We start from the raw sequence: 20595 nt of genomic DNA, 5'->3' as shown, positions 1-20595 counted from the left end.
TTCCCTATCTCAGGTCCTCAATGACATCTTGCATGTACTTTCGAAGCCACGGTAACGGCTCGTTTTGTACCCCAGCCTCAAGTATATATCGCATACTCAACCCGCCCCAAGACTCCGCTGCTTGCAGTGCTGCGTCTCGTATCTCGGCATCATTCATTGTCAATGCTTTCCGCACAAGCTCGGCACGCCACGACTCTGTTCCGGGACGCATTTGGCGCCCGAGACAACGTAATATCGAAGAAGAGAAAGCAGGGTGCTCGACATCAAGACAAAATCTAGAAAGCCAATCAAACACGCGAGGATCATCTGTGGATCGTACTACATCACCAATGATATCCTCGGCTGGATGATCCATGCCGTCTTCAAGTGGTTCGGCCTCGAACGAGGCATACAACGAGTTCCTTAAGTGGAACAGTCCTTGCATCGCATCCCGTTGATCCGCCATGGCCCAAGTGGATTGCAGTGTCTGTTTGATAACCACATACATTTTCTGTAACTCAACAACATCCGGCGAAGCCGCAAGTGACACGGACGAGATCAATGGACCGCGCGGAACATCTGATGTCCATGGCCGGCTGTGCGGCTGCCCTGGGAGGGGCAGCATAATAACCCAGTCTGTTTTTTGCGCGGCTGTGGGCCACTCAAGCTGCATTGAAAAGTCCTCTTGCTTTATCTGTAATAACAGCTTCAAACGCTTCTCTCTCTCGACCGCGAAGGTCGTCTACTAGTGCACCCGTGTCCTCCAGAGTAAGTACGTCGTCGCTCTCTCCAATCACGGCGATGTCGAGTATAAATCCACCCTCAACCTTTCCCTGGGACAAGGCCAGCTTTACACCGTCGCGATAGGCATATTCAACTTGGCTCATAAGGTTGACCAAACGACTTGGCAGGCCATCCACCTCGGGCAAGGCACAATTCAGATATTCCTTGGCTGTCGTCACTTCTCCGGGGACAACAAGCTTGTTTATGTACCTGATGCCGACTCTTTTCACTCCTTGCGGTCGTACCACTTCCCAGTAAGCGCTGAGTGCCCTACTGATCCGAGGTCGAAACTCGTCCCATCCTGTCTTGTCCGAATCGTGTGGATCCTGATAAGGACGGAGCATGTGCACGCTGAGTACATCACGCCCAATCCCGACTATCCGTTTCTCGTTCTCTGTAATCAGCTGGACTTTCTTAGGCCCCTCCCCAAACTGGAAATTTTGGGGGGATCCTCCTCGAAATTGCACCCCAAATTCGATACTTTCCTGATGCCGTGGTTTCCCCGGATACTCATCTCCCAAATTAGTGTGCAGTTTGCCGGGTAGGGTAGGATCCCATTCCAGTCCAGGTGCGAAGTAAAACTCGCATATCGCCTCAATTATAGGTGGATTGCTATAGCGAGACCTAGTCTCAGAGTCAGTCGACATATGATGGCATTCGTGATGACACTCGTGACCACTTGTGGGCATATTCTACTTGTTGTCGCCGCGCATGTTCTAATGGATGACTTGCAGGGCACGGAGTTGATCCATGTGTTTGAATGGCTTCGGTCATGGCTCCACCTCTTTCAGTGCCAAGGTGATTCAACAATGGCACCGATTTGAATTGTCTCGGCCTAAGGTTTATATCACTAAATGTGGCAAAACTAGGTTGAGTGTTTCTTGCTTAAATGAATAGACTCCGGTAAATTGTCACCAAAATAGTTCGAGCATGAGCACATTACACCGGGGGATGAGTGTCGAAGAGTTCGACAACGGGTACTTCTACGCTGCCGAGTTGAAAGCTTTTGCCCGCGACCTCGGCATCGCCGCCGGCAATTTTCGAAAACTTGAACTGGAGGCATTGATTCGAGAGATCCTGTAGACTGGGAAGGTGCCGGACCGTGAATCTGTTCTTCTCGTAAAGTCGGTCGGACTCGCAACGTTCTTCGTCGCCCGTAGTGCAACACCAAGGAGAGCGAATCAACGGAAAAATTCAAGAGATTAAAACGGTCGGTAGAGGGTACAGAACGTTTGAAAATTTCAGAATCGCAATTCTATTCTTCCGTGGAGGCCTAGACCTTTTTCCGCAACATTTGTGGTAGAACTCCAAGTATAGATGCTTGGAGTGTGGGTTTGAACGGAACCCGGACATTAACGCAGCAATGATCATCTGGGCGTCCGGGATGGCGTCCATAAATGGATGTGGAGCCTATGTAAGACCGGTCTTGGTGCACCAAGACCGGCAACAGGTGAAGAAACGTCAAAACGGACGTAGTAATCTGGGTTACTGATATATATAGTGTGCCACTTAAATACATGTGAGGTGAAGATAATGACATAGCCAACATGTATTGTAACTGTGCAAGGGATGGGGGCAGGCCCCCCCGCAACCGCTGTACAGGCGGAGGTTGCAAACCACCCACAGCTGCGGCATTAAAGAGGTATCGTGGTGAGCGTGCTGGGAAAAGGTAGGTATAGAAACCTATAAGGTGTGGGTCGTAGAGTCGAACGAAAGTGAACCATGGATTACGTGTCGAAAATAGAAGATGATGGTCAAAACCGGGGTCGTATATTAATTCCGGGACGAGGTTGCGGGAACCTGTTTATTGGCCAACTGGCCTGCGGCATATACGTGGCGAGACTACGGCTTTGGCCCTCTGGGAATACCAACGGTAGCGGATCGGGTGGCACAGATGGTGGTCAAGCAGGAATTAGAGCCGGTCTTGGAACGCGAGTTCCATTCCGATTCTTATGGATACCGACCGAATAAATCGGCACATGATGCGCTGCGACAGACGCGAACGCGATGCTGGCGGCGAGCATGGGTATTGGACATGGATATCAAGGCATATTTTGACACGATAGACCATGAACTGTTGATGAAAGCGGTACGGCGTCACACGGATCAGAAGTGGGTACTCTTATACATAGAGCGCTGGCTGACGGCCCCGGTGATCCATCCAGACGGAACGGAAGAGGCTCGGGATGTCGGGACCCCGCAAGGCGGAGTCATCAGTCCACTGTTGGCGAATCTGTTTCTGTATTACGCGTTTGACAAATGGATGGCACTGAATTATCCGCAGATTCCATTTGAGCGTTACGCAGACGACATCGTGTGTCACTGCACAAGCGAGGAACAAGCCCGAGACCTTTGGCAGGTGCTGAAGGATCGTTTTACGGTTTGTCAGCTAACCTTACATCCGGACAAAACCCGGATTGTATACTGCAAACAGACGCGCCGAAACGGCACGTATCCAAACGTTTCATTTGATTTTTTGGGCTACACGCTTCGACCAAGAATGACCATGAGTCGTGAGGGCAGGATTTTTCTAGGGTTCAATCCAGCGGTGAGCCGGAAGGCGGCGAAGGCCATACGGGAAACCATTCGTAGTTGGGGGTTGGCTCGCATGAGTCCTCGCCCCATGGAGTATATCGCTGGCAAGATCAATGCCACGGTACGCGGATGGATAGACTACTATGGCGCATTCTTCAAATCCGAGCTGAGAAGGCTCTTTCAGAGCATTAACCAACATCTGATCCGATGGATGATGCGGAAGTACAAGCGGTTTAGAGGGCATTGGAGACGATCATGGCGATGGCTGGATAAGTTTGCGCGTCAAAATTCTGGGCTGTTTGTGCACTGGGAGTTTCTTTATGGTCCACCTTTACTCAATTCCAAACGGCTGTATGGTAAGAGCCGTGTGAGTTGAGAGGCTCACGCACGGTTCCGTGAGAGCCGAGGGGTGAGATTCCCCTCGGCTACTTGACATTCACCTAAGTTTCACAAATTGTTTAAATGGCTTGGTACGCCAACGCCCTGAACGAGCTTAAAAAAAAGCCCAAGGCTCAGGAATCTGAGGTATGTAACCGCTTAATTACTCCCGCGCTCATGAAAGTATTGGGCTTTTCCATCAGCGAGATTGATATGGACCGCCACGAGGGGCGTATGCCTGATTATGTGTGCACATGGTCAGGCTCGCATTCTGCGAGTGTGATAGTAGAAGCCAAAAGACTGCATCCTGTGCTAGAGACACGTTTGATTCCGGAGGTGCCCGTTGGGCGCCCCGCGGCCGTGCAGACGATCCCAGTCAGTCAGCTCTACGGGATCTGGAGGCTGCAGCTTTCACCTCCTTATCGCGCTTATCAATGTCCTCGCGTTTGTTTTCAGGAAGCGTGTTGAAAAGATCGTCCCTCTCCCTTGGAAGGGTTATCATCTCTTTGGCAATCATATTGACGAGGGCAAACATCTTCTTGACAGTTTGATGATCGTCTTTTAGGTCAAGTGTACCTGGATGAACGGCTTCGTTGCCTAGGACTCTGACCGTATCCAATGCTTGCTGGACGCGCCCATCCAAGCCCTTCGCAACCAGCTCACCTATATCTTTATTCAAACGTTTCCCCGGTTCGCCGAGATGTATGCAAAGATTCTGAATACACAGGCGCAGCAATGCCGCAGCACCACGTGGAGAGAGCTCCACGATAGTCGCAGCCTCCTCGTAATCTCTGGTAATGTTGTCAGGCAGATCTGGGTTAGGAGGTGGCACCCCACCTCTCGAGATGGAGGCGAGCGCGTCTTCAATGATGGGAACGAAGGCATCAAGTTTCGACTTGGCCCAAAACGCACATGTAGGATCATCGATATCCACGTCAATTGCGTTCAAACTATCGGCGATGTGGTTGGGAAGGATGTGGTCAGCCAATGTTTGTAGTTTGATGACCCAGTCGATAACGGTTGGTTCGAAAGACGATTCGCCAGGTTGCCAATCCCTAATCTTGTGTATTATTTCGTCCAACAGCTTCCTCTGCGCCGAATGGTGGCTGGGCATCATCTTCGCTTCCATGAATGTCTTGGTTTATATCCGCTAAGGGTAATTATAGTACGTAGAAATGCGGGGCTGATGGCAGGCGAAAGTCGGCCACTACGGCTTCCTACCGCCTGCCCACGCGCCAATTCCGGTGCGTTTAATAAAAGATTGGGTTAGTTCCCGAGTCGTTGAGCGTTCTCTTTTTTGATTCCATTCTCTCGTTATCTACGTCAGTTCATGAATCAATACTATTCTCTCCGTAACGCCCTGGTGGAATGCACAAAGTCGTCCACAAACGCACTGATCAGTTTTTCATGGATGCCATCAAGCTTTTCGTCGATCGTCAAATCGTAGAAACGTTTCTCTTCGAGCGTCTCTCCACGATTGACGCGATGCCCCTCACTACAGGCGGACCATTGTCCAGGAAGGGCATAGCGCTCCCATTTTGATTGCAATAACCTGAGGTTTCGTTTGGAAAAAGCTTGATTGAGAGGGATTTCAATTCTGAGTACCATTTTAATCAGTTTTTGGAGGTGGAAGATCATTGTGAGAAGGCCCATCGCCGAAATTGGCTGAGATTCGGTGAGCTAGCCGCGCTTTAAGTTCTTCAGGTGTATTCCAGAAGATACATGAATACTGTCGTATGTCAAAATGGACCTTTTTAAGTGAATCCTCGTGGCAAGTGTAAATGATTGGTATGTCAAGACCTTTGGCAAAACCGGCTTCGTAATAAACGCTTCCGCGTGTGCCACCCTTTATTGTACCATCTTTTTCTTCGACGACCTTTCCTTCGGTCAAGTCCACAACCAAGAATTTCGATCTACGAATTTTGGCGAGGATTTCGTCGTCTATTTTGTTCAAATGTTCTGTCCCGTCAATACGCACAGGAATATATCCAGACTCTTCGATTCCGGGTACTATCCCATTGTAGTACGCCTTATCAAGCGATGAATCAAACCACATCGCTACGAATGCTTGCGTTGAATCTATGATTCGAGTTTCCAAGTTGGCAAGGTGAGTGTGACCTTTTACTGTCAGCCTGCAGCGCACCCATACACGATTCCTTTCAGATGGAGGAGCTATCAATCCCTGATCGTTCAGAAACCTAAGTAGATAATCTACCTCGTGCAGTTCTGTCGAAGCTGACCAGGCAAGCATTTCCGCAAAGCACACCCACGATGGATTATTTGCGTCGGGGACTTGGTCTTGCTCGTTCCGAGTGGGCCTAAAGATGCCACTAATGCTGGAAAGCTGTGAATCAATGTACTTCAAGAGATTCTCAGCTCGCTGGTGAGCGGACGGATGACGAATGGAGTCAATCGCCAGGGTATCCGGAATCCTCGGCTCAGAATTTCCCATCGACCGCTGGCTGATCAGCCAAGATGTGACCAGTACTTTTTGTTCCTCATCCCAATCCTCTGCTTTCTGATGCCACGAATCAGAAATGATGTATTTCCCCCCTGCACGTGGAGAATTATAGTGACACGAAGAATCATCACGCATCTCATACTCTGCGGGGGTTCCCCAAATGGGGCATGTCGTCTTTTCCATGTGTTGTATAGTGTCTGGTTGAAGGTAAAATATGTGAATCCTGCTGCCGGTAAAACCGGCCAAACCGGTTCAAATATCGGGCCAAAAGTAGGTTTCTATAATTGACAATATCGGAACGAACCGCCGACCGGTGACATTGGACTACTCAACCTCTTCAGGATCCCTAAACTTGTGACTCAGCTCACAATTAAAGACGAAGAGCCAATTATTCCCAAAAACAATAATCTTAAGAGACGCCGAAAAAAGGGCCTCATAGCAAAGATGGGCTGGTGGAACAAGCAGAAGAGGTCCAAGGGTTGATTCTATAGGACTGAGTCATTACATTTATTGCTAAATCCACCAAACTCACAATCAGTTATTTGGGCGTGACCCTTACTTGCATTATTGACCATGATCACCCGAAGAAACTTTATCAGATTAGCAGCCGCGATGCCGATTGGTATTGCGCACAGGACCCCACCCATTGGCCCGGTGCAAACTCAATCGCAGATTGAACGTGTAGGCCTCGGGTTGTTTACGATTCCGAAGTTGTTGGAAGAGGATTTTTCGGGCACTATGGCAAGACTGGCGACCATTGGCTATAAGGAAGTCGAATTGTTTGGCCCCTACCCCTACTCCGTGCCGGAGGTAGTAGCTTCATGGGAGCCAATAGCCAAATCCATTGGTCTCTCCCAGAGCGGCTACTATGGGCATACCCCACGGCAGGTACGTGACATTTTGGATGCCAACGGCCTTACCTCACCGTCGATGCATACTGATCTCGGGACTCTCCGAGTCCGTCTGGACGAAGTGGCCGAGGCTTCACAGGTACTGGGACACAAATACGCCGGTATCGCTGCCATCCCACCGGAACAACGCACCAACCTAGACGATTACCGGGGAATTGCCGATACCTTTAATGAAATCGGCTTGGCCATGAAGGGGGTGGGACTCCAGTTTCTCTACCACAACCATGGCTATGGACTTGTTGAATTGGAAGGCAGTATTCCGTTCAATCTGATCCTGGACCGCACGGATCCAGACCTAGTCGTCATGGAAATGGATGTCTTTTGGATGACGGCGGGAAGGGCGGATCCGGTGGAATATCTGAACGCCTATCCCGGTCGCTTTAAGCTTATGCACATCAAGGACATGACCGAGCTGGTTCGATTTGAAGGAGACGGAGGCGATCCGTCCCAGTGGATACCGCTTTTTCCCAAAATGGCGGATGCCGGTGAAGGAGTCCTGGATCTTGACGGGATCCTTAAAGTGGCGTCCACAACCGGTGTGGAGCATTTCTATCTGGAGCGTGACCTGGCTCCCGACCCCGACCACACGCTCAAAGCCAGTTATCAGTACTTGTCGTCAATTGCTCCTTCAGAATAACCTCCAACCTTGGCCAGCCAAGGAGAAGGGTGCCCGTTGGTAAATGGCGAAGGCGTTTTTTGGAAAAACGCTGTGATAGGTTGTTTGATATTCCCCGTCCCGGTAAGCCTCGCACGGTATCCGATGAAGATGTGGAGAAAGTCATCACAAAGACGCTGGCGTCTATGCCCCGAGATGCAATGCAAATGGAGTACACGCAAGATGGCCGAGGCCACCGGCATGAGTGCAAGTACGGTCAGTCGAATCTGGCGTGCCTTTGGGGTCAAACCACACCGTATGGAGACCTATAAGCTTTCCACGGATTCGCTTTTCATTGAAAAGGTACGTGACATTGTCGGACTCTACCTGTTCCCATCGGAACGCGCGGTGGTGTTGTGCGTGGATGAAAAACCTCAAATTCAGGCGAACCCATTCTGCCCATGGGCCCAGGTCTACCAGAATCCCGTACACATGACTACAGGCGACATAGAACCGCCTCTCTGTTTGCAGCCCTGAATGTCGCGATTGGAGAGGTGATTGGTCACTGTTATCGATGATATCGATCCGTTGAATTGCTGAAATTCCGGCATGTGGTTGACCGATCTGTTCCCAAGGATTTAGAGATTCATCTCGTGTTGGACAATTACAGCACCCACAAAACGGAAATGATCCATAATTGGTTGCTTCGCCGCCCAAGGGTTCATCTTTATTCCACACCCACCAGTGCATCCAGGCTAAATCTCGTGGAACGCTGGTTCGCCAAAATCACCAGTGATCAAATACGGCGCGGAACGCATTGGAGTACGAAGGAATTAGAGACTGCGATCAAAGACTATCTCGAAATTTACAACGAGGCCTCCAAGCCTTTTAATTGGACCAAATCTGCCGAACAGATTCTGGAATCTCTCAAAACCTACTGTAAGAGGAATAATAGTACACCACACTAGTGTGAGAAGAATTGCGTGGCGAAATGAGTATCATGGATTCCTCTATACGTTTGTTGTATCACTCAATGCACGGCATGTTGGTTCAAGGAATAAAAATTCCTTAGGGCTAGCGAAAAAATAACTTATTATCAAACGGTCAGAGCATGAGCACCTTACATCGGGGGATGAGTGTTGAAGAGTTCGACAACGGGTACTTCTACGCTGCCGAGTTGAAAGCTTTTGCCCGTGACCTCGGCATCACTGTCGGTAATTTCCGCAAATTTGAACTGGAGGAATTGATTCGGGAATTCTTGCAGACGGGGAAGGTGCCTGATCGTAAACCTGTTCTGCCTCGCAAGGCTGGCAAGGCGCGCGATGTATTGAAGGCCGACACGACAGTAACCAATTACGTCGGAGACAAGAGAACAAAGGCTTTCCTGCTAGAGCTAGTCTATGCTGAGGCACCGGGCGTCAGTCGAAAGTCCGGGCAGTGGTACTGGCTCAATGATTGGAGGCGCAAAAGACGGGAAGCAAAGGAGTGCTTCACCTATGGTGATTTGGCGGATCATCTGCGAATGCTGATGCAGACTAAGGGTCGTCTCCCCCGGTGCCCTTCAGCGCGCATGAACAACTTCATCACGGATTTCATGGCGGATCCAGCCAATGTTGGAACCTCTAGGAAAGAAGTACTCAAAGCCTGGGATTGGCTAAAGGAACAACCGGGACCAAAAACCTATGGTGAATTTCGTAATCTGGTCCACACCGAAGCACCGGAGGATTCAGGCAGAACCCATCCATGTCGGGACAAGTGACAAAGACGGTCAGAGAAGTCCCCATCAAACTGTCCCAGTGATTCTTCCGTTGTCCCAGTTTGATCTATGGAACACAGAGCTTACCAAGTACGGCGGGGCGATCTGCCCCGGTGACAGACGGGATGTTGGTTGGGATACCACTCGCACTCTCATGAGCGAGGACCGCAAAACAAAGGGCCTCTTTGCTGTCAACATCAATCCCGTACGCGTCTGATGTCTCAATCTGCACGGCAGTCCTATTCCGCGCGAAATACCCCCCAAGTAGATCCAAGAGCGCCTGGTTATGTGCTCCGCCTCCAGATAGGATGAGTCGGTCAAGCGAGTGGGTTGGCTGTATAAATGTCTTGTAGGCCTGCCAGACAGATGCAGCAGTTAACGCGGTAGCCGTGGCAATCAGGTCCTCAGATGACATTCGATGGGAGGAATCCAGTAACCGTTGCAGGAATGTGTGGCTGAGATATTCACGACCGGTCGATTTGGGCGGGGTAGCGGATAAATAGGGATCCTGCAGTAATTCTGAAAGCAATCGTTCGTTCACAGTACCGGACTTAGCAATGTGGCCTCCCTCGTCAAAGGGCAGATCCATGCACTGGCGACACAGAGTATCCATAATCATATTACCGGGGCCCGTGTCAAAACCGTAGACCTGATCTGTCCGTGCATTCGGGGGCAGAACGGTCAGGTTTGCTACGCCGCCAACGTTCAGGCAGCCGCGGGTCTCTGTATCGTGCGTGAATATCACATAGTCAAAATACGGCACCAGCGGTGCTCCCTGCCCTCCACGTGCCATATCTGCCAGACGAAAATCTCCGATCACCGGCACCCCCAATAGCTGGGCCATAGTTGAAGGATCGCCAATCTGGAGGGTGGAGCAGATTTCTTTACCAGCGACCATGACCTTGTCGGGTAGATGACGGATGGTTTGGCCATGGCACCCCACCAAATCAAGATGTTCGATCGGTTCTCCGTGTGCTTCCAGTGTACGCGTCACGGCTTTTGCATATTCGTGGGCCAGACGCACATTCAGTTGACTGAGTTCGGCCACGCCAATAGACTCTTGGCTGGCGGCCAGTTTCAGAGAGCTGTGCAATTCTTCGGGGAAAGAATACGTAGCTCCGTACCATTTCTCGATTTGAAGCTCACGTCCATGCCCCTGGATACGGGCGATTACCACATCAATCCCATCCAGGGAGGTGCCGCTCATGACACCAGCGACACAGCGGCGATTTTTAGATATAATCACGTGCTCGTTTCCGAGTTGGCTAGAAGGTCCAGCTTCTGAGCTTCATCAAGTAAGCGATCCTTTTCGTCTGGATTCTGCTCACTGAGAGATCTGTATACGGCGGCAGCTTGCGAGTACTTCTTTTGAGTCGCCAGGATACGTGCATAGGTCTCTGTAATCGGGTCATCGTCAGTGAGTCCGCCGAAGGACTCATTATCATCGTCAAGTACGACCTCAAAATTGATCCGGTCAGAAGTATCAAGTTGCTGAATCAGGTTCTGAATTTCATCACTTTCGTCTTCCCCAAGAATCTCACTCAGTCCACTCTGGAGACGGTCTGTATGAGTGAATACATTCACTCCATCCGGCAGCTTCATTTTCTTCCGAGTCCTGTCTTTGGAACTGAGAGCACTTGCAGCTTCCCAGATAGAGTTTGCACGGCTATGCTGGTTGCACACGTCTAATGCATGACCCAAAACATAATTTGTCGATATATCTGAGGGGGAATGAAGGTGCATATCACGGAGCTGGTCCACAGTTTCCGATGCACGGTCTTCGTTGATCATGGTCAATGCATCAAAGAGTGTGAGCATGTTCAAAAAGTTTGGGAGCGAAGTTCAAGAATGTTGTACCGTGTTATAAATATATAGGACATTGAGAATATCATCTGGAATCCGGAGGCAGCCCAGAGGCCCTCCCACAGCAGAAAAACAAGTCCTGCCGCAGAATATACAGCCATCGCTGCTTCGAGCGCCACGATCGATTTTGACCTTCGGACACGATATCTTCCATTGGCTTTTGGAGTTCGTTCGAAGGGGGTACGAAACTGTCTCCAGGCATCCCAAACAGCTTTTGTATTGCTAATTGCAAGCCCCATTGATCCTGCCATAAAAATTGGAAAAAATCGCATCCGACGCCACCAGTCCGGATAGAGTTGACGTTGCGCGAACATCTGAGCAAGAAAAAATCCTAACAAACCGACCAAACCGAGTCCCATGATCCCAAAGTATGTTTCACCGGGTCCAAATCCACTGGCCTGCTGGAATAGAAGAAGTGGATGAAGAAGGGCTGCAAGGAGTAGGCAGGGGTAGACCATATGTGCCGTCAGATGAACGGTCCCCTGGACCTTCGTTTTCAGGGGAAAGGATGCACGCCACAGGGGTCGAAGTAGCTTACGGGCAGTTTCTGCGGTCCCTTTTGTCCATCGGCTTTGCTGAACTCTCAGGGCTCCCAGTGTCTCAGGCAGTTCGGCAGGAGCCTCCAGTTCATGGAGATACTTGAATTTCCATCCTCGAAGTTGTGCTCTATAACTCAAATCCAGATCCTCCGCCAGTGTGTCGCCGTGCCATCCCCCCGATTCCGTGATGCAACTTCGTTTCCAGAGCCCAGCCGTTCCATTAAAATTAATAAAGCAGCCGGAGGCGCTTCGCGCGACATGCTCAACGGCAAAATGTGTGTCGAGAGACCATGCCTGCACTTGGGTCAGTAGCGAGGAATGGGCATTTATATGCCCCCAGCGTGCCTGGATCATGCCCAGCTTTTCTTCTTCCATGAAGGGGACCAGGGAAAGAAGAAAATTTTCCGGAGGAACAAAATCAGCATCAAATATCGCGATAAGGTCTCCATCTGCCGACTTCAACCCGTTCCCCAGTGCACCTGCTTTATATCCTTCACGATGGGAACGTTGTATATGGGAGATGTTGAGTCCTTTCTCTTTCCAGTCATCAACTGCCTGACGGGAAATCGCCACAGTTTCATCAGATGAGTCGTCCAGGATCTGTAACTGGAACCGGTCACGGGGATACTGAATGGCTGCACAAGCGTCAATCACACGCCTAGCCACCCCAGCTTCGTTATACAGTGGAATTTGGACGGTGACCCGTGGCAAGGAACCGTTGCAGTTCGGATCCGGTGATGGACCCGTGTCAGATTTTCCACCTCGGGCAACAACAACAGCCATCCACAGGAGGTTAACACCATAGAAGGCAAGCACGATCATAGCGCCCGCATACAGTAGGGCAAACATAATCGCTACCAGTTGGATGTTGCCGCCGTGAAAAGATCATCGGCAATATTTTCAAGCGCAGCCAATGCAGCAGATTCTTCCGCCTCCAATCCTCCTTCCAGCGCATCGTAATCGTCAAAGCCACTGAACGTACGTCGCAGTACATCATCGTCCACCTGATTCATATACTGTGCCGCAACAGAGATGGTCACTCTGTTGTACTGAGCACGCTCTTGTCCAGTCACAGATGTTGGAGCGTTCGTGTATCGGGTAATCTGGGCGGTGAGTAAGAGGTCGGCCTCAGTTCCATCTTCGACCAGCGTGAGTCGTGTCTGCTGGACAAACCGTTCAATCATAAGTTCTGTTAGAGATTCGTCCAGAAGTGTGAGGGGGCCTACACTTTGATCTTCCGCAAGCGGGATCGCAATTGTATTCAGATGAGCGGGGATACTTACGCCACTAAAGCTGTAATAGGAACAACCCTGCAGAAAAAAGATAAATCCGATCAATACGAGGTTAACCCGGGTCTTCATCCAGCTCTTTGAGCTTACGGTACAGAGTGCGGGGGCTAATCCCAAGCGCCTTCGCAGACTCTTTACGGTTTCCGTCAAATTTCTCCATAGCTTTCAGGATCAGTTCTCGTTCCGCCTCTTCAATGGTTGGCAGTGAGTCTTCCTCCTGATCGTCTTCAACTTCATAGGTAACCCCATCAAGGTTCTGCTCCCTTTCAGGTCTGGGAAGCATGGGCAAGGCGGGGCGGTCAATCTGCAGTTCCTCTGGATACGAGGGATCCGGTTTGCTGCCTGCAAGGCTTTCGCGAAATACCTGGCCCACGTCCTTGCGTAGATCCTGAATATCCTGACGAATTTCCAGCAATGCCCGATAGACGACTTTCAGCTCAGGTGACGATTCACTGTCCATTGGTGCTTTTGCCTTTACCGGCATCAGGGATGTCGAGGAGCTGTTGGTAGTGATTCCACGCAGAAAAGGACGAATATCATCAGCATCCACATTGGCGCCACGGTGCAGGACCACGACTTGGTCGGCCACATTCCGCAGCTCCCGCACATTCCCTGGCCATTGATAAGATTCAAGAAGATCGTAGGCTGCCGCCGTCAATGTGCGGGGAGGAGATTGATATTTCTGACTGGATGAATACAGGAAAGCATCAAAGATGGGCCGGATGTCGTCCCTTCGCTCGCGGAGCGGAGGGACGTGGATAATCACCGTGCTAAGGCGATAATAGAGATCTTCCCTGAACCGGCCATCTGCTACTTCGCTTCCCAGATTCTTATTTGTTGCCGCCACGACACGTGCATCTGTTCGCTGCATGACAGTGGATCCAACGCGGTTAAAGGTACCGGACTCAAGCACACGAAGCAGCCTGACTTGTGTAGACTGCGGCATTTCGCCAATCTCATCCAGAAAAATCGTTCCGCCATCCGCTTCCTCAAAGAGTCCGCGCCGACGTTCGGTCGCACCGGTATAGGCGCCTTTCTCCGCGCCGAAGAGTTCAGACTCAATCAATCCCTCGGGAATTGCTCCTGTATTGATGACCTTAAGTGCTTTATGTCGGCGTAGCGATAATTCATGGATGGCTTGCGCAATCAACTCCTTGCCAACACCACTCTCTCCCTCAATCAGAACGGAGATATCCGTACGTGCAACTTGGCGGACACGGTCGATGACATGGTGGATCCCAGGAGATTCACCAATGATTCCAAATCGCTTTTGTACGGTTTGTCGATCCATGGGGAGAGGAATTGCTGGCCAGCTCAACCAGCTAGAACGTCACCAAAGAGGGTCGCAGAGGTACATCCCTTGATCCGCACTGTCGCATACGTTCCGGCCTGAAGCATGCCACGATCAAAGATGACCATTTTGTTTGTATCTGTACGGCCACATAGTTGTTCGGGGTTGCGCTTGCTGGGGCCTTCCACCAATACGGTATGTATGAGACCGATTTCCTCTTCGTTCTTCTGGCGGGAAATCGAATTTTGGAGTAAGATGATTTCACTCAGCCGACGTTTTTTGGTCTCTTCAGGAACATCGTCAGTGTACTTACGCGCTGCATAGGTATCAGGGCGCTCGGAGTACATAAACATGAAGGCATGATCATACTGAATCTCTGCCATCAGTGAGAGCGTGTCCTGATGTTCCGCTTCTGTTTCGCCGCAGAATCCCGCGATAATATCGGTCGAAAGCGATACACCTGGGCAAATTTGGCGTGCACGTTCAATGAGCGCACGATACTCATCTGCAGAGTAGCCCCGGCGCATGCGTTGTAGCACCTCTGAATTGCCATGCTGCACGGGCAGGTGGATGAAGCTGCACACATTCGGACGCTCTTGATGGACTTCCAGCAATGCTTTGGAGCAGTCTTTTGGATGACTGGTCGAATAGCGGATGCGTAGTTCGGGGGAAAGCAGGCTGACCCGATAGACCAGGGTAGCAAAATCTACCGGTCCATCCTGGTACGAATTCACATTCTGCCCAAGCAGCGTCACTTCCCGGTACCCGGCATCAAAGAGTTCTTGGCATTCCTGAACGATGGTTGCGGCATTGCGGCTACGCTCACGCCCGCGAGTAAAGGGGACCACGCAGAACGCGCACATATTGTCGCAGCCCCGCATGATCGAAACAAATGCACTGACCCCATTGGAATCGTATCTCACAGGTGCAATATCGGCGTAGGTTTCTTCACGTGACAACTGAACATTGACCGCACTCTGGCCAGTCTCCTCCACCTGGCGCAGCAAGCGGGGAAGATCACGGTATGCATCCGGTCCAATAACGATATCTACCAGACGCTCCTGTTCGAGAAGTTTGCTACGCAGGCGCTCAGCCATACAGCCAAGTACACCAATCATCAGATCGGGATTGTGCTTACGTTTGCGGGCACGAAAAAATTCAAGACGCCGCCGGACCCGTTGCTCCGCATTCTCCCGGATTGCGCATGTATTCAGAAGGACAACGTCTGCCTGGAGAGGGTCATGGGTCAGTCCGTATCCGGCGCTACGCAATACAGAAGCGACGATTTCGGAGTCGGACACATTCATCTGGCATCCGTAGGTCTCTAGATATACGGACGAACTGCCTTCAGATTCCGAACGAGGAAGCTTTACTGTATCCAGATCTTCAATTATGGGGAGACGATTCTGCACGACTTTATAAAAACGACTAAACCAACAGCAGAAAACGCGTAAATCCCCGATTTTGTTCTCCAAAGCTCTTGTTCAACATGGCTCGGAGTCGTAAATTGATCCTTCGCCACTCTCATCAACGATAGTCAAATGAAACGAGCTCTTTTTACCATAACACTACTTTTTCTTCCATTTGCCGTAATGGCTCAGCCCGATCCCGCGACGCCGGATGGAGAGAATCTAATGGTGCCTGAATCCTGGCAAGTACGCCTTGATCGGCCAAACCCGGATGTGGTGATTGGCGCGGATGGAGAGTCGGCAGATATTTTCTTCGTGAATATGACCCCCGGATGGCACATCACCACCGGTCCTGCTGCGATCTTCTATCACCCGGAATTGGTGGCGGAGGGAAGTTATTCTGTGGAAGCCACCATTCACCTGTTTGACCCAGGAGAGCGTCGCGAAGCCTATGGTGTGTTTATGGGTGGTCAAAATCTTGACGGAGATGAAATTATGTACGATTACTTTCTTCTTCGGAATACCGGAGAATTTTTGCTCAAACGTCGGAGTGGGTCAGAGACATCCATTATTCAGGACTGGACAGCTAGTGAAGCCGTCAACACCTTTGGTCCCGATACCGAGAGTTCGGTTGAGAATCATCTGCGGGTTGACGTGCACGAAGAGACCGTCACATTTTCCGTTAATGGCACCGAAGTCGCCAGCACTTCCCGTGATCAGGTAATGACGGATGGGATTGCTGGTCTTCGAATCAACCACGCGCTGAATGTACATGTCAGCGACCTGAAGGTGACTCCCCACGAATAGTTGCACGGATTGCCCCCGGGCGGTTTCATGTGGGAGGTTCAAGGGAATCATGTCAATGTCTTGGCATGGTTACCCAACGTGAATTTCCTGACAGGCACTGCGGGAATCCAGTCCGATAGAGGTTAGGTTTTGCTCTGCACAGCCATCTGGCGTGCCACGTACTGGGCCAGTATGTCAAATTCCACATTACAACGCATCCCCGGCTGCCAGGTGCTTACATTGGTATGTCGATAAGTCTGTGGGATGATGGCGACAGAGATATACGATTCGTGAAGGTCTGCGATGGTCAGGCTGATACCATCCAGAGCAATAGATCCGCGCGGAACGACGAGACCGAAATATTCATCAGGGATCAGGAACTCATAGATCCGTTTATCTTCTTGAATGGATGCACTTGTAATGGTGCACGCTGTATCGATGTGTCCCTGTACCAGGTGTCCATCCAGACGGGAGTTTGCGAGCAGGGCTCTCTCCAGGTTGACAGGAGTGTCAGGTAATAGCTCGGCGAGTGTGGTTTTGGAGAGCGTTTCAGGCACGGCAAGGACCGTGAAGGTATCGGGAGAATGATCCGTCAGACTCAAACAGACACCATTTACTGCAATGCTCTGTCCCACCGATAGCTCGGGGGACAAAGCAGCACGGATCACCAGTTCCCGTCCATAGGGAGTTGTGCGGCTGCTCGTTAGTTGGCCAACCTGCTCTACAAGACCTGTGAACATGTTTGATGGGATCTGTCAATTACTAAAATAGTGGTCCTGCGCTGGTCTTTGACCTAAGCAGGAACTGGATGTTTATATCCGGTAAAGAGTTGATCGTGCTCAACGGTTTCCCAAGAGTACTCTCCAAACACCTTACTCTGGTCTAAATTATGAACTCCTAAATCTTCAACGCCTCGCAAGCCATTGCCAATGAGTTTGGGGGCAATAAAGAGTCTAAGCCGATCAACGAGATCCTGCTTCAGTAGTGCGGAAGCAAGCCCGGGTCCGGCTTCCACAAGGAGCGATTGAATGTTCAGATCCCTACCGAGCAGGCGGATCAGTGATGGGAGTGCCACATGGTTTCCCTCAGATTGAGCAGTGATCAGCCGGCCACCCCTATTCTGGAGCCTGTCGGCGTAGGCGGGGTCAGACTCGTGCGCAACCACGACAATGGTTTTAGAGCCCCACTCATCTGTGAATATTTTCAGCGTACCAGGCAATCTGCCTTGCCCGTCAAGTATAACTCGCCACGGCTGCGTTCCAGATACATGCCGGACAGTCAGGCACGGATCATCGGTGCGTGCCGTACCTGAGCCTATTAGGATAGCATCATGTTCCCTGCGCCAGACATGAACGAGTTTTCGCGCTACCTTGCCAGTAATCCATTGGCTTTCTCCCGTCGCGGTTGCGATGCAGCCATCAAGGGTTTGGGCAAGTTTTAGCGTGACAAACGGGACCTGTCGGGTCTGCCAGTGGACGAAAGCTTCGTTAAACCGGTAGCACCGCGTTTTCAGTACATCAGTCATGACGGAGACGTTTGCAGACCTCAATTGATCAATGCCTCCCGCTGCGGTTGGATTCGGATCCCGCATTCCAACGATTACACGGACAATTCCAGCATTTAGAATATCACGGGTGCAAGGAGGTGTACGCCCCTGGTGGTTGCAAGGCTCAAGATTGACGACCAGGGTTGCCCCGTGGAGCGCGTCAGATCCATGTCGTGATCGGACCTGATCCATGGCTTCTGCCTCCGCATGGAGGGCACCAGCACGTTTGTGCCAACCCTCTCCAAGCACCGTGCCGTCAGGACTTAGAATGACACAACCCACACGCGGATTGGGGCTGGTTGCACTGTCTGCATTTGCAGCTAGTGAAAGGCATCGTTCCATCCAGTGTGCAGCTGACTCTGGTGACATGAGAGCATCAAGGCTTAATCAAGGGGGTCGAACGCAGCAGGGGAAGCGGTCGTTTCCCCGATACGGGTTCAGCTTGATAATCGCGTTATTCTAGGTTCAAATGCCCAGCGTGCGAATACGAGGAGAATGCTGACCTAAATGCAGCATTGGGTATGCGGGCGTTCGAGGTCGCGTTCTGGCAATCTGAATTGCCAAATGGGTGCGCACGGAACTTAGTTTTTCAACGGGAAGTGTATCTTAAAATTGATGCGAGTATTCGGATTTCTGTAGAAATTCCCTACATCACCTGATACGATCCCCGAACCAGTGTTTTTGTATTGTGCATGTAACCTGAATGAGATCCCATCCGTGGTAAAAGGTGGGTTGTTACTGGGAGATTTAATAGAGGCTCAGCGGTTGGTCTCGGAGGCGGTTCTTGTGATAGATCGCAGTGCACTCCGCCATCTCAAAAGAATTGGTTCTGCCTACGACTCCGGGCTTATTCCCCAGGATGCAATCTTAAATGTAAACCCTTATGCTCCACCTCGCGCGGTGACTGCAGCCGGAGGGCTCATCCGGCACCGAGTCACGGGTGAACTTCTTTGCATCCGGCGCCATGGAGTCCTAGATCTCCCCAAAGGGAAGCTTGATCCCAATGAATCAATTGCTGCCTGTGCAGCGCGGGAGCTACAGGAGGAGACGGGAGCCGATGATTTGGTTCAGGGACAACTGCTGGGAACGACCGTACATGGATATCGCCGATCGGGCTTCTTTGAAGTAAAAACCACGTACTGGTACGCATTCACATCCAAGCTCATGCAGTTTACGCCTGCATTGGAAGAGGGGATTGATGCCGTTTACTGGGTTCCCTATGCGCAGGCAGTGCGGGAATTGGGCTATCCAGTTCTGCGAGATCTTCTGACTGACTTGGGGCCCCTCATGTGGAATGAGAATGAACTTTGAGCACGCCATCACTAAGCGTAACCGATAATCTCCCCTGCAGGATCTCCATGAGATCCCGGCCTGCCACTTCCTGTCTCCAGCCCTGCCTTAGTGGATTCGAGGGCTTCCCGGAGTTCAGGATGAAGTCTGTGAGGACCGCGTTTGTCCCAATCAACTCCGGTTCGATCCCATACTCAGAGCCCCGGATGGCAACGACTGCCAGCAAAAGGTGAAGCTGAGCGACTTCGGTGCCCGTAAGCGGGCGTGAAGCAAGCGAGGTGGGGCATGCGCTGGTCGGGGTATCCAGAGCCTCTGTGATCAGGTTTGTAACCTCAAGTTCATAGCGGTGAGGCAATGAAGGGCAGGTACCTCGGACATGGCTAGGTTTTGTACACCGCTGTTTGGCCAGTCGCAAAATTTCTTTGTCACGTAACAGATTCTTGGGTAAGGTCCCGGTCGTCAGAGCAGCATCTGTGCGCCAGTCTGCAATTGCGGCGACAACAGCACATTGCTGAGGAGCAAATTTACGGGTGGCAGGCGAGCGAAGTAGTCGCTCTGCGGGTGAAGGGGGCAGGTATAACTCCGGGTCGTTAAAGTTGTACATCTCCTGCTCCAGCCATGTGGTGCGCTGCACCCGGTTTGCCTCCGAAAGAAGCACTTCCTGGATCTGGTGCAGGTAGAGAACATCCCTTTCAGCATACTTGATCTGGGCCGGTTTCAGTGGGCGGCGCAGCCAGTTTGATCGCTGCTGGCCTTTTGAGAGGTGTACGCCACAGAGGTTCTGAACCAGTTCAGATAACGAATAGTTTGTCCCCATTCCAAGCAGGCGGGCTGCAAGCTTTACATCGAAGATATTTTTCGGCGTTGCCTTGGTTACCTTGGCAATCAATCCAAGATCCTGACTTGCATCATGCAGGATTTTAACAATCGTCTGGTTTTCTAGGATCGGTCTCAGTGGAGTCAGATCATCAAAGGCGAGTACATCAATGAGATAGGCCTCTTTTGCACTGAGCCCCACCTGCACAATGGACAAAATCGTCTCAGGGCGTTTGCCGGAAATAAACTCAGTATCCAGTGCGACCGAAGAAGATTCCTTCATCCGGGAACACAGATCCGACAGTGCCTCAGGGGTGTTAATCATGAATGAATTGGAGCAGTAAAGGGTTCGGTGGGTAGAAGGGGAG

Annotated in this window: 21 protein-coding genes and 1 pseudogene; 8 read left to right on the top strand and 14 right to left on the bottom strand. The window is 51.1% G+C overall.

The genetic code is table 11. From position 1 onward, the window contains the following. Positions 1–4: 4 nt before the first annotated feature. Positions 5–652: a hypothetical protein gene (locus F4Y64_01215; GenBank protein ID MXX96220.1), complete on the bottom strand. Its 648-nt coding sequence runs from the start codon at positions 650–652 to the stop codon at positions 5–7. Beyond that, the gene (locus F4Y64_01210; GenBank protein MXX96219.1) at positions 642–1451 is read right to left on the bottom strand and encodes a TIGR04255 family protein; all 810 of its coding nucleotides are present in this window, start codon (positions 1449–1451) and stop codon (positions 642–644) included. The genes F4Y64_01215 and F4Y64_01210 overlap by 11 nt, the downstream gene beginning before the upstream one ends. Positions 1452–1936: 485 nt before the next feature. On the opposite strand from F4Y64_01210, the pseudogene F4Y64_01205 reads away from it, so the two are divergent. Continuing rightward, positions 1937–2065, top strand: a pseudogene (locus F4Y64_01205) (transposase). A 591-nt stretch (positions 2066–2656) separates the two neighbouring features. Further along, positions 2657–3673, top strand: a complete 1017-nt coding sequence (ltrA, locus tag F4Y64_01200; GenBank protein ID MXX96218.1) for a group II intron reverse transcriptase/maturase — start codon at positions 2657–2659, stop codon at positions 3671–3673. A gap of 378 nt (positions 3674–4051) precedes the next feature. On the opposite strand, the gene F4Y64_01195 is transcribed toward ltrA, so the two are convergent. The 3 genes from F4Y64_01195 to F4Y64_01185 form a co-directional block, all read right to left on the bottom strand. After that, positions 4052–4789 (bottom strand): DUF4145 domain-containing protein, encoded by a 738-nt coding sequence (locus F4Y64_01195; protein ID MXX96217.1) that lies wholly within the window; start codon positions 4787–4789, stop codon positions 4052–4054. Between the two features lie 227 nt (positions 4790–5016). Continuing rightward, complete coding sequence (locus F4Y64_01190) at positions 5017–5283, bottom strand: hypothetical protein (protein MXX96216.1); 267 nt, start codon at positions 5281–5283, stop codon at positions 5017–5019. Between the two features lies 1 nt (position 5284). Then, positions 5285–6319: a hypothetical protein gene (locus F4Y64_01185; GenBank protein MXX96215.1), complete on the bottom strand. Its 1035-nt coding sequence runs from the start codon at positions 6317–6319 to the stop codon at positions 5285–5287. A 390-nt stretch (positions 6320–6709) separates the two neighbouring features. Here F4Y64_01185 and F4Y64_01180 point away from each other — a divergent pair, with 390 nt between their 5' ends. From F4Y64_01180 to F4Y64_01165, 4 genes are all read left to right on the top strand, one after another. Continuing rightward, positions 6710–7684 carry a sugar phosphate isomerase/epimerase gene (locus F4Y64_01180; protein ID MXX96214.1) on the top strand — a complete coding sequence of 325 codons (975 nt, stop codon included), beginning with the start codon at positions 6710–6712 and terminating at the stop codon, positions 7682–7684. A 174-nt stretch (positions 7685–7858) separates the two neighbouring features. Beyond that, positions 7859–8179, top strand: coding sequence for a hypothetical protein (locus tag F4Y64_01175; GenBank protein ID MXX96213.1), 321 nt, complete (start codon positions 7859–7861; stop codon positions 8177–8179). Positions 8180–8235: 56 nt separating this feature from the next. Continuing rightward, complete coding sequence (locus tag F4Y64_01170; protein ID MXX96212.1) at positions 8236–8610, top strand: hypothetical protein; 375 nt, start codon at positions 8236–8238, stop codon at positions 8608–8610. A gap of 143 nt (positions 8611–8753) precedes the next feature. Beyond that, entirely contained in the window at positions 8754–9401 is a 648-nt protein-coding gene (locus F4Y64_01165; protein ID MXX96211.1) for a hypothetical protein, read from the top strand. 64 nt (positions 9402–9465) lie between these two features. Here the strand turns inward: F4Y64_01165 and F4Y64_01160 are convergent, their stop codons facing one another. Genes F4Y64_01160 through miaB form a run of 6 tightly spaced genes read right to left on the bottom strand, consistent with a single transcriptional unit; the run spans position 9466 to position 15843 of the window. Beyond that, positions 9466–10605, bottom strand: a complete 1140-nt coding sequence (locus tag F4Y64_01160; GenBank protein MXX96210.1) for an anhydro-N-acetylmuramic acid kinase — start codon at positions 10603–10605, stop codon at positions 9466–9468. A 35-nt stretch (positions 10606–10640) separates the two neighbouring features. Further along, positions 10641–11216, bottom strand: a complete 576-nt coding sequence (locus F4Y64_01155) for a hypothetical protein (protein MXX96209.1) — start codon at positions 11214–11216, stop codon at positions 10641–10643. Positions 11217–11218: 2 nt separating this feature from the next. Then, complete coding sequence (locus F4Y64_01150) at positions 11219–12649, bottom strand: glycosyltransferase (GenBank protein ID MXX96208.1); 1431 nt, start codon at positions 12647–12649, stop codon at positions 11219–11221. 5 nt (positions 12650–12654) lie between these two features. Continuing rightward, positions 12655–13161: a hypothetical protein gene (locus F4Y64_01145; GenBank protein MXX96207.1), complete on the bottom strand. Its 507-nt coding sequence runs from the start codon at positions 13159–13161 to the stop codon at positions 12655–12657. Further along, positions 13145–14380: a sigma-54-dependent Fis family transcriptional regulator gene (locus F4Y64_01140; GenBank protein MXX96206.1), complete on the bottom strand. Its 1236-nt coding sequence runs from the start codon at positions 14378–14380 to the stop codon at positions 13145–13147. The genes F4Y64_01145 and F4Y64_01140 overlap by 17 nt, the downstream gene beginning before the upstream one ends. Before the next feature lie 23 nt (positions 14381–14403). Continuing rightward, positions 14404–15843, bottom strand: a complete 1440-nt coding sequence (gene miaB, locus F4Y64_01135; protein MXX96205.1) for a tRNA (N6-isopentenyl adenosine(37)-C2)-methylthiotransferase MiaB — start codon at positions 15841–15843, stop codon at positions 14404–14406. Between the two features lie 78 nt (positions 15844–15921). Here miaB and F4Y64_01130 point away from each other — a divergent pair, with 78 nt between their 5' ends. Then, a complete protein-coding gene (locus tag F4Y64_01130) occupies positions 15922–16596 on the top strand; it encodes a hypothetical protein (GenBank protein ID MXX96204.1) in 675 nt (224 codons plus the stop codon). Positions 16597–16718: 122 nt separating this feature from the next. Here the strand turns inward: F4Y64_01130 and F4Y64_01125 are convergent, their stop codons facing one another. Together F4Y64_01125 and ribD are read right to left on the bottom strand one after the other, a co-directional pair. Next, positions 16719–17315, bottom strand: a complete 597-nt coding sequence (locus F4Y64_01125; GenBank protein ID MXX96203.1) for a riboflavin synthase — start codon at positions 17313–17315, stop codon at positions 16719–16721. 53 nt (positions 17316–17368) lie between these two features. After that, on the bottom strand, positions 17369–18490 hold the full coding sequence (gene ribD / locus F4Y64_01120) for a bifunctional diaminohydroxyphosphoribosylaminopyrimidine deaminase/5-amino-6-(5-phosphoribosylamino)uracil reductase RibD (GenBank protein MXX96202.1): 1122 nt from the start codon (positions 18488–18490) through the stop codon (positions 17369–17371). Positions 18491–18784: 294 nt separating this feature from the next. Here ribD and F4Y64_01115 point away from each other — a divergent pair, with 294 nt between their 5' ends. Next, positions 18785–19432 (top strand): NUDIX domain-containing protein, encoded by a 648-nt coding sequence (locus F4Y64_01115; GenBank protein ID MXX96201.1) that lies wholly within the window; start codon positions 18785–18787, stop codon positions 19430–19432. Here F4Y64_01115 and F4Y64_01110 read toward each other — a convergent pair. After that, positions 19407–20552 (bottom strand): hypothetical protein, encoded by a 1146-nt coding sequence (locus F4Y64_01110; protein MXX96200.1) that lies wholly within the window; start codon positions 20550–20552, stop codon positions 19407–19409. The genes F4Y64_01115 and F4Y64_01110 overlap by 26 nt on opposite strands. Positions 20553–20595: the final 43 nt, after the last annotated feature.

It is taken from the genome of Rhodothermaceae bacterium (assembly GCA_009838195.1).
Taxonomy (GTDB): domain Bacteria; phylum Bacteroidota; class Rhodothermia; order Rhodothermales; family Bin80; genus Bin80.
The sequence above is the reverse complement of the archived record's forward strand: the minus strand, read 5'-3'. Positions and strand labels throughout refer to the sequence as shown.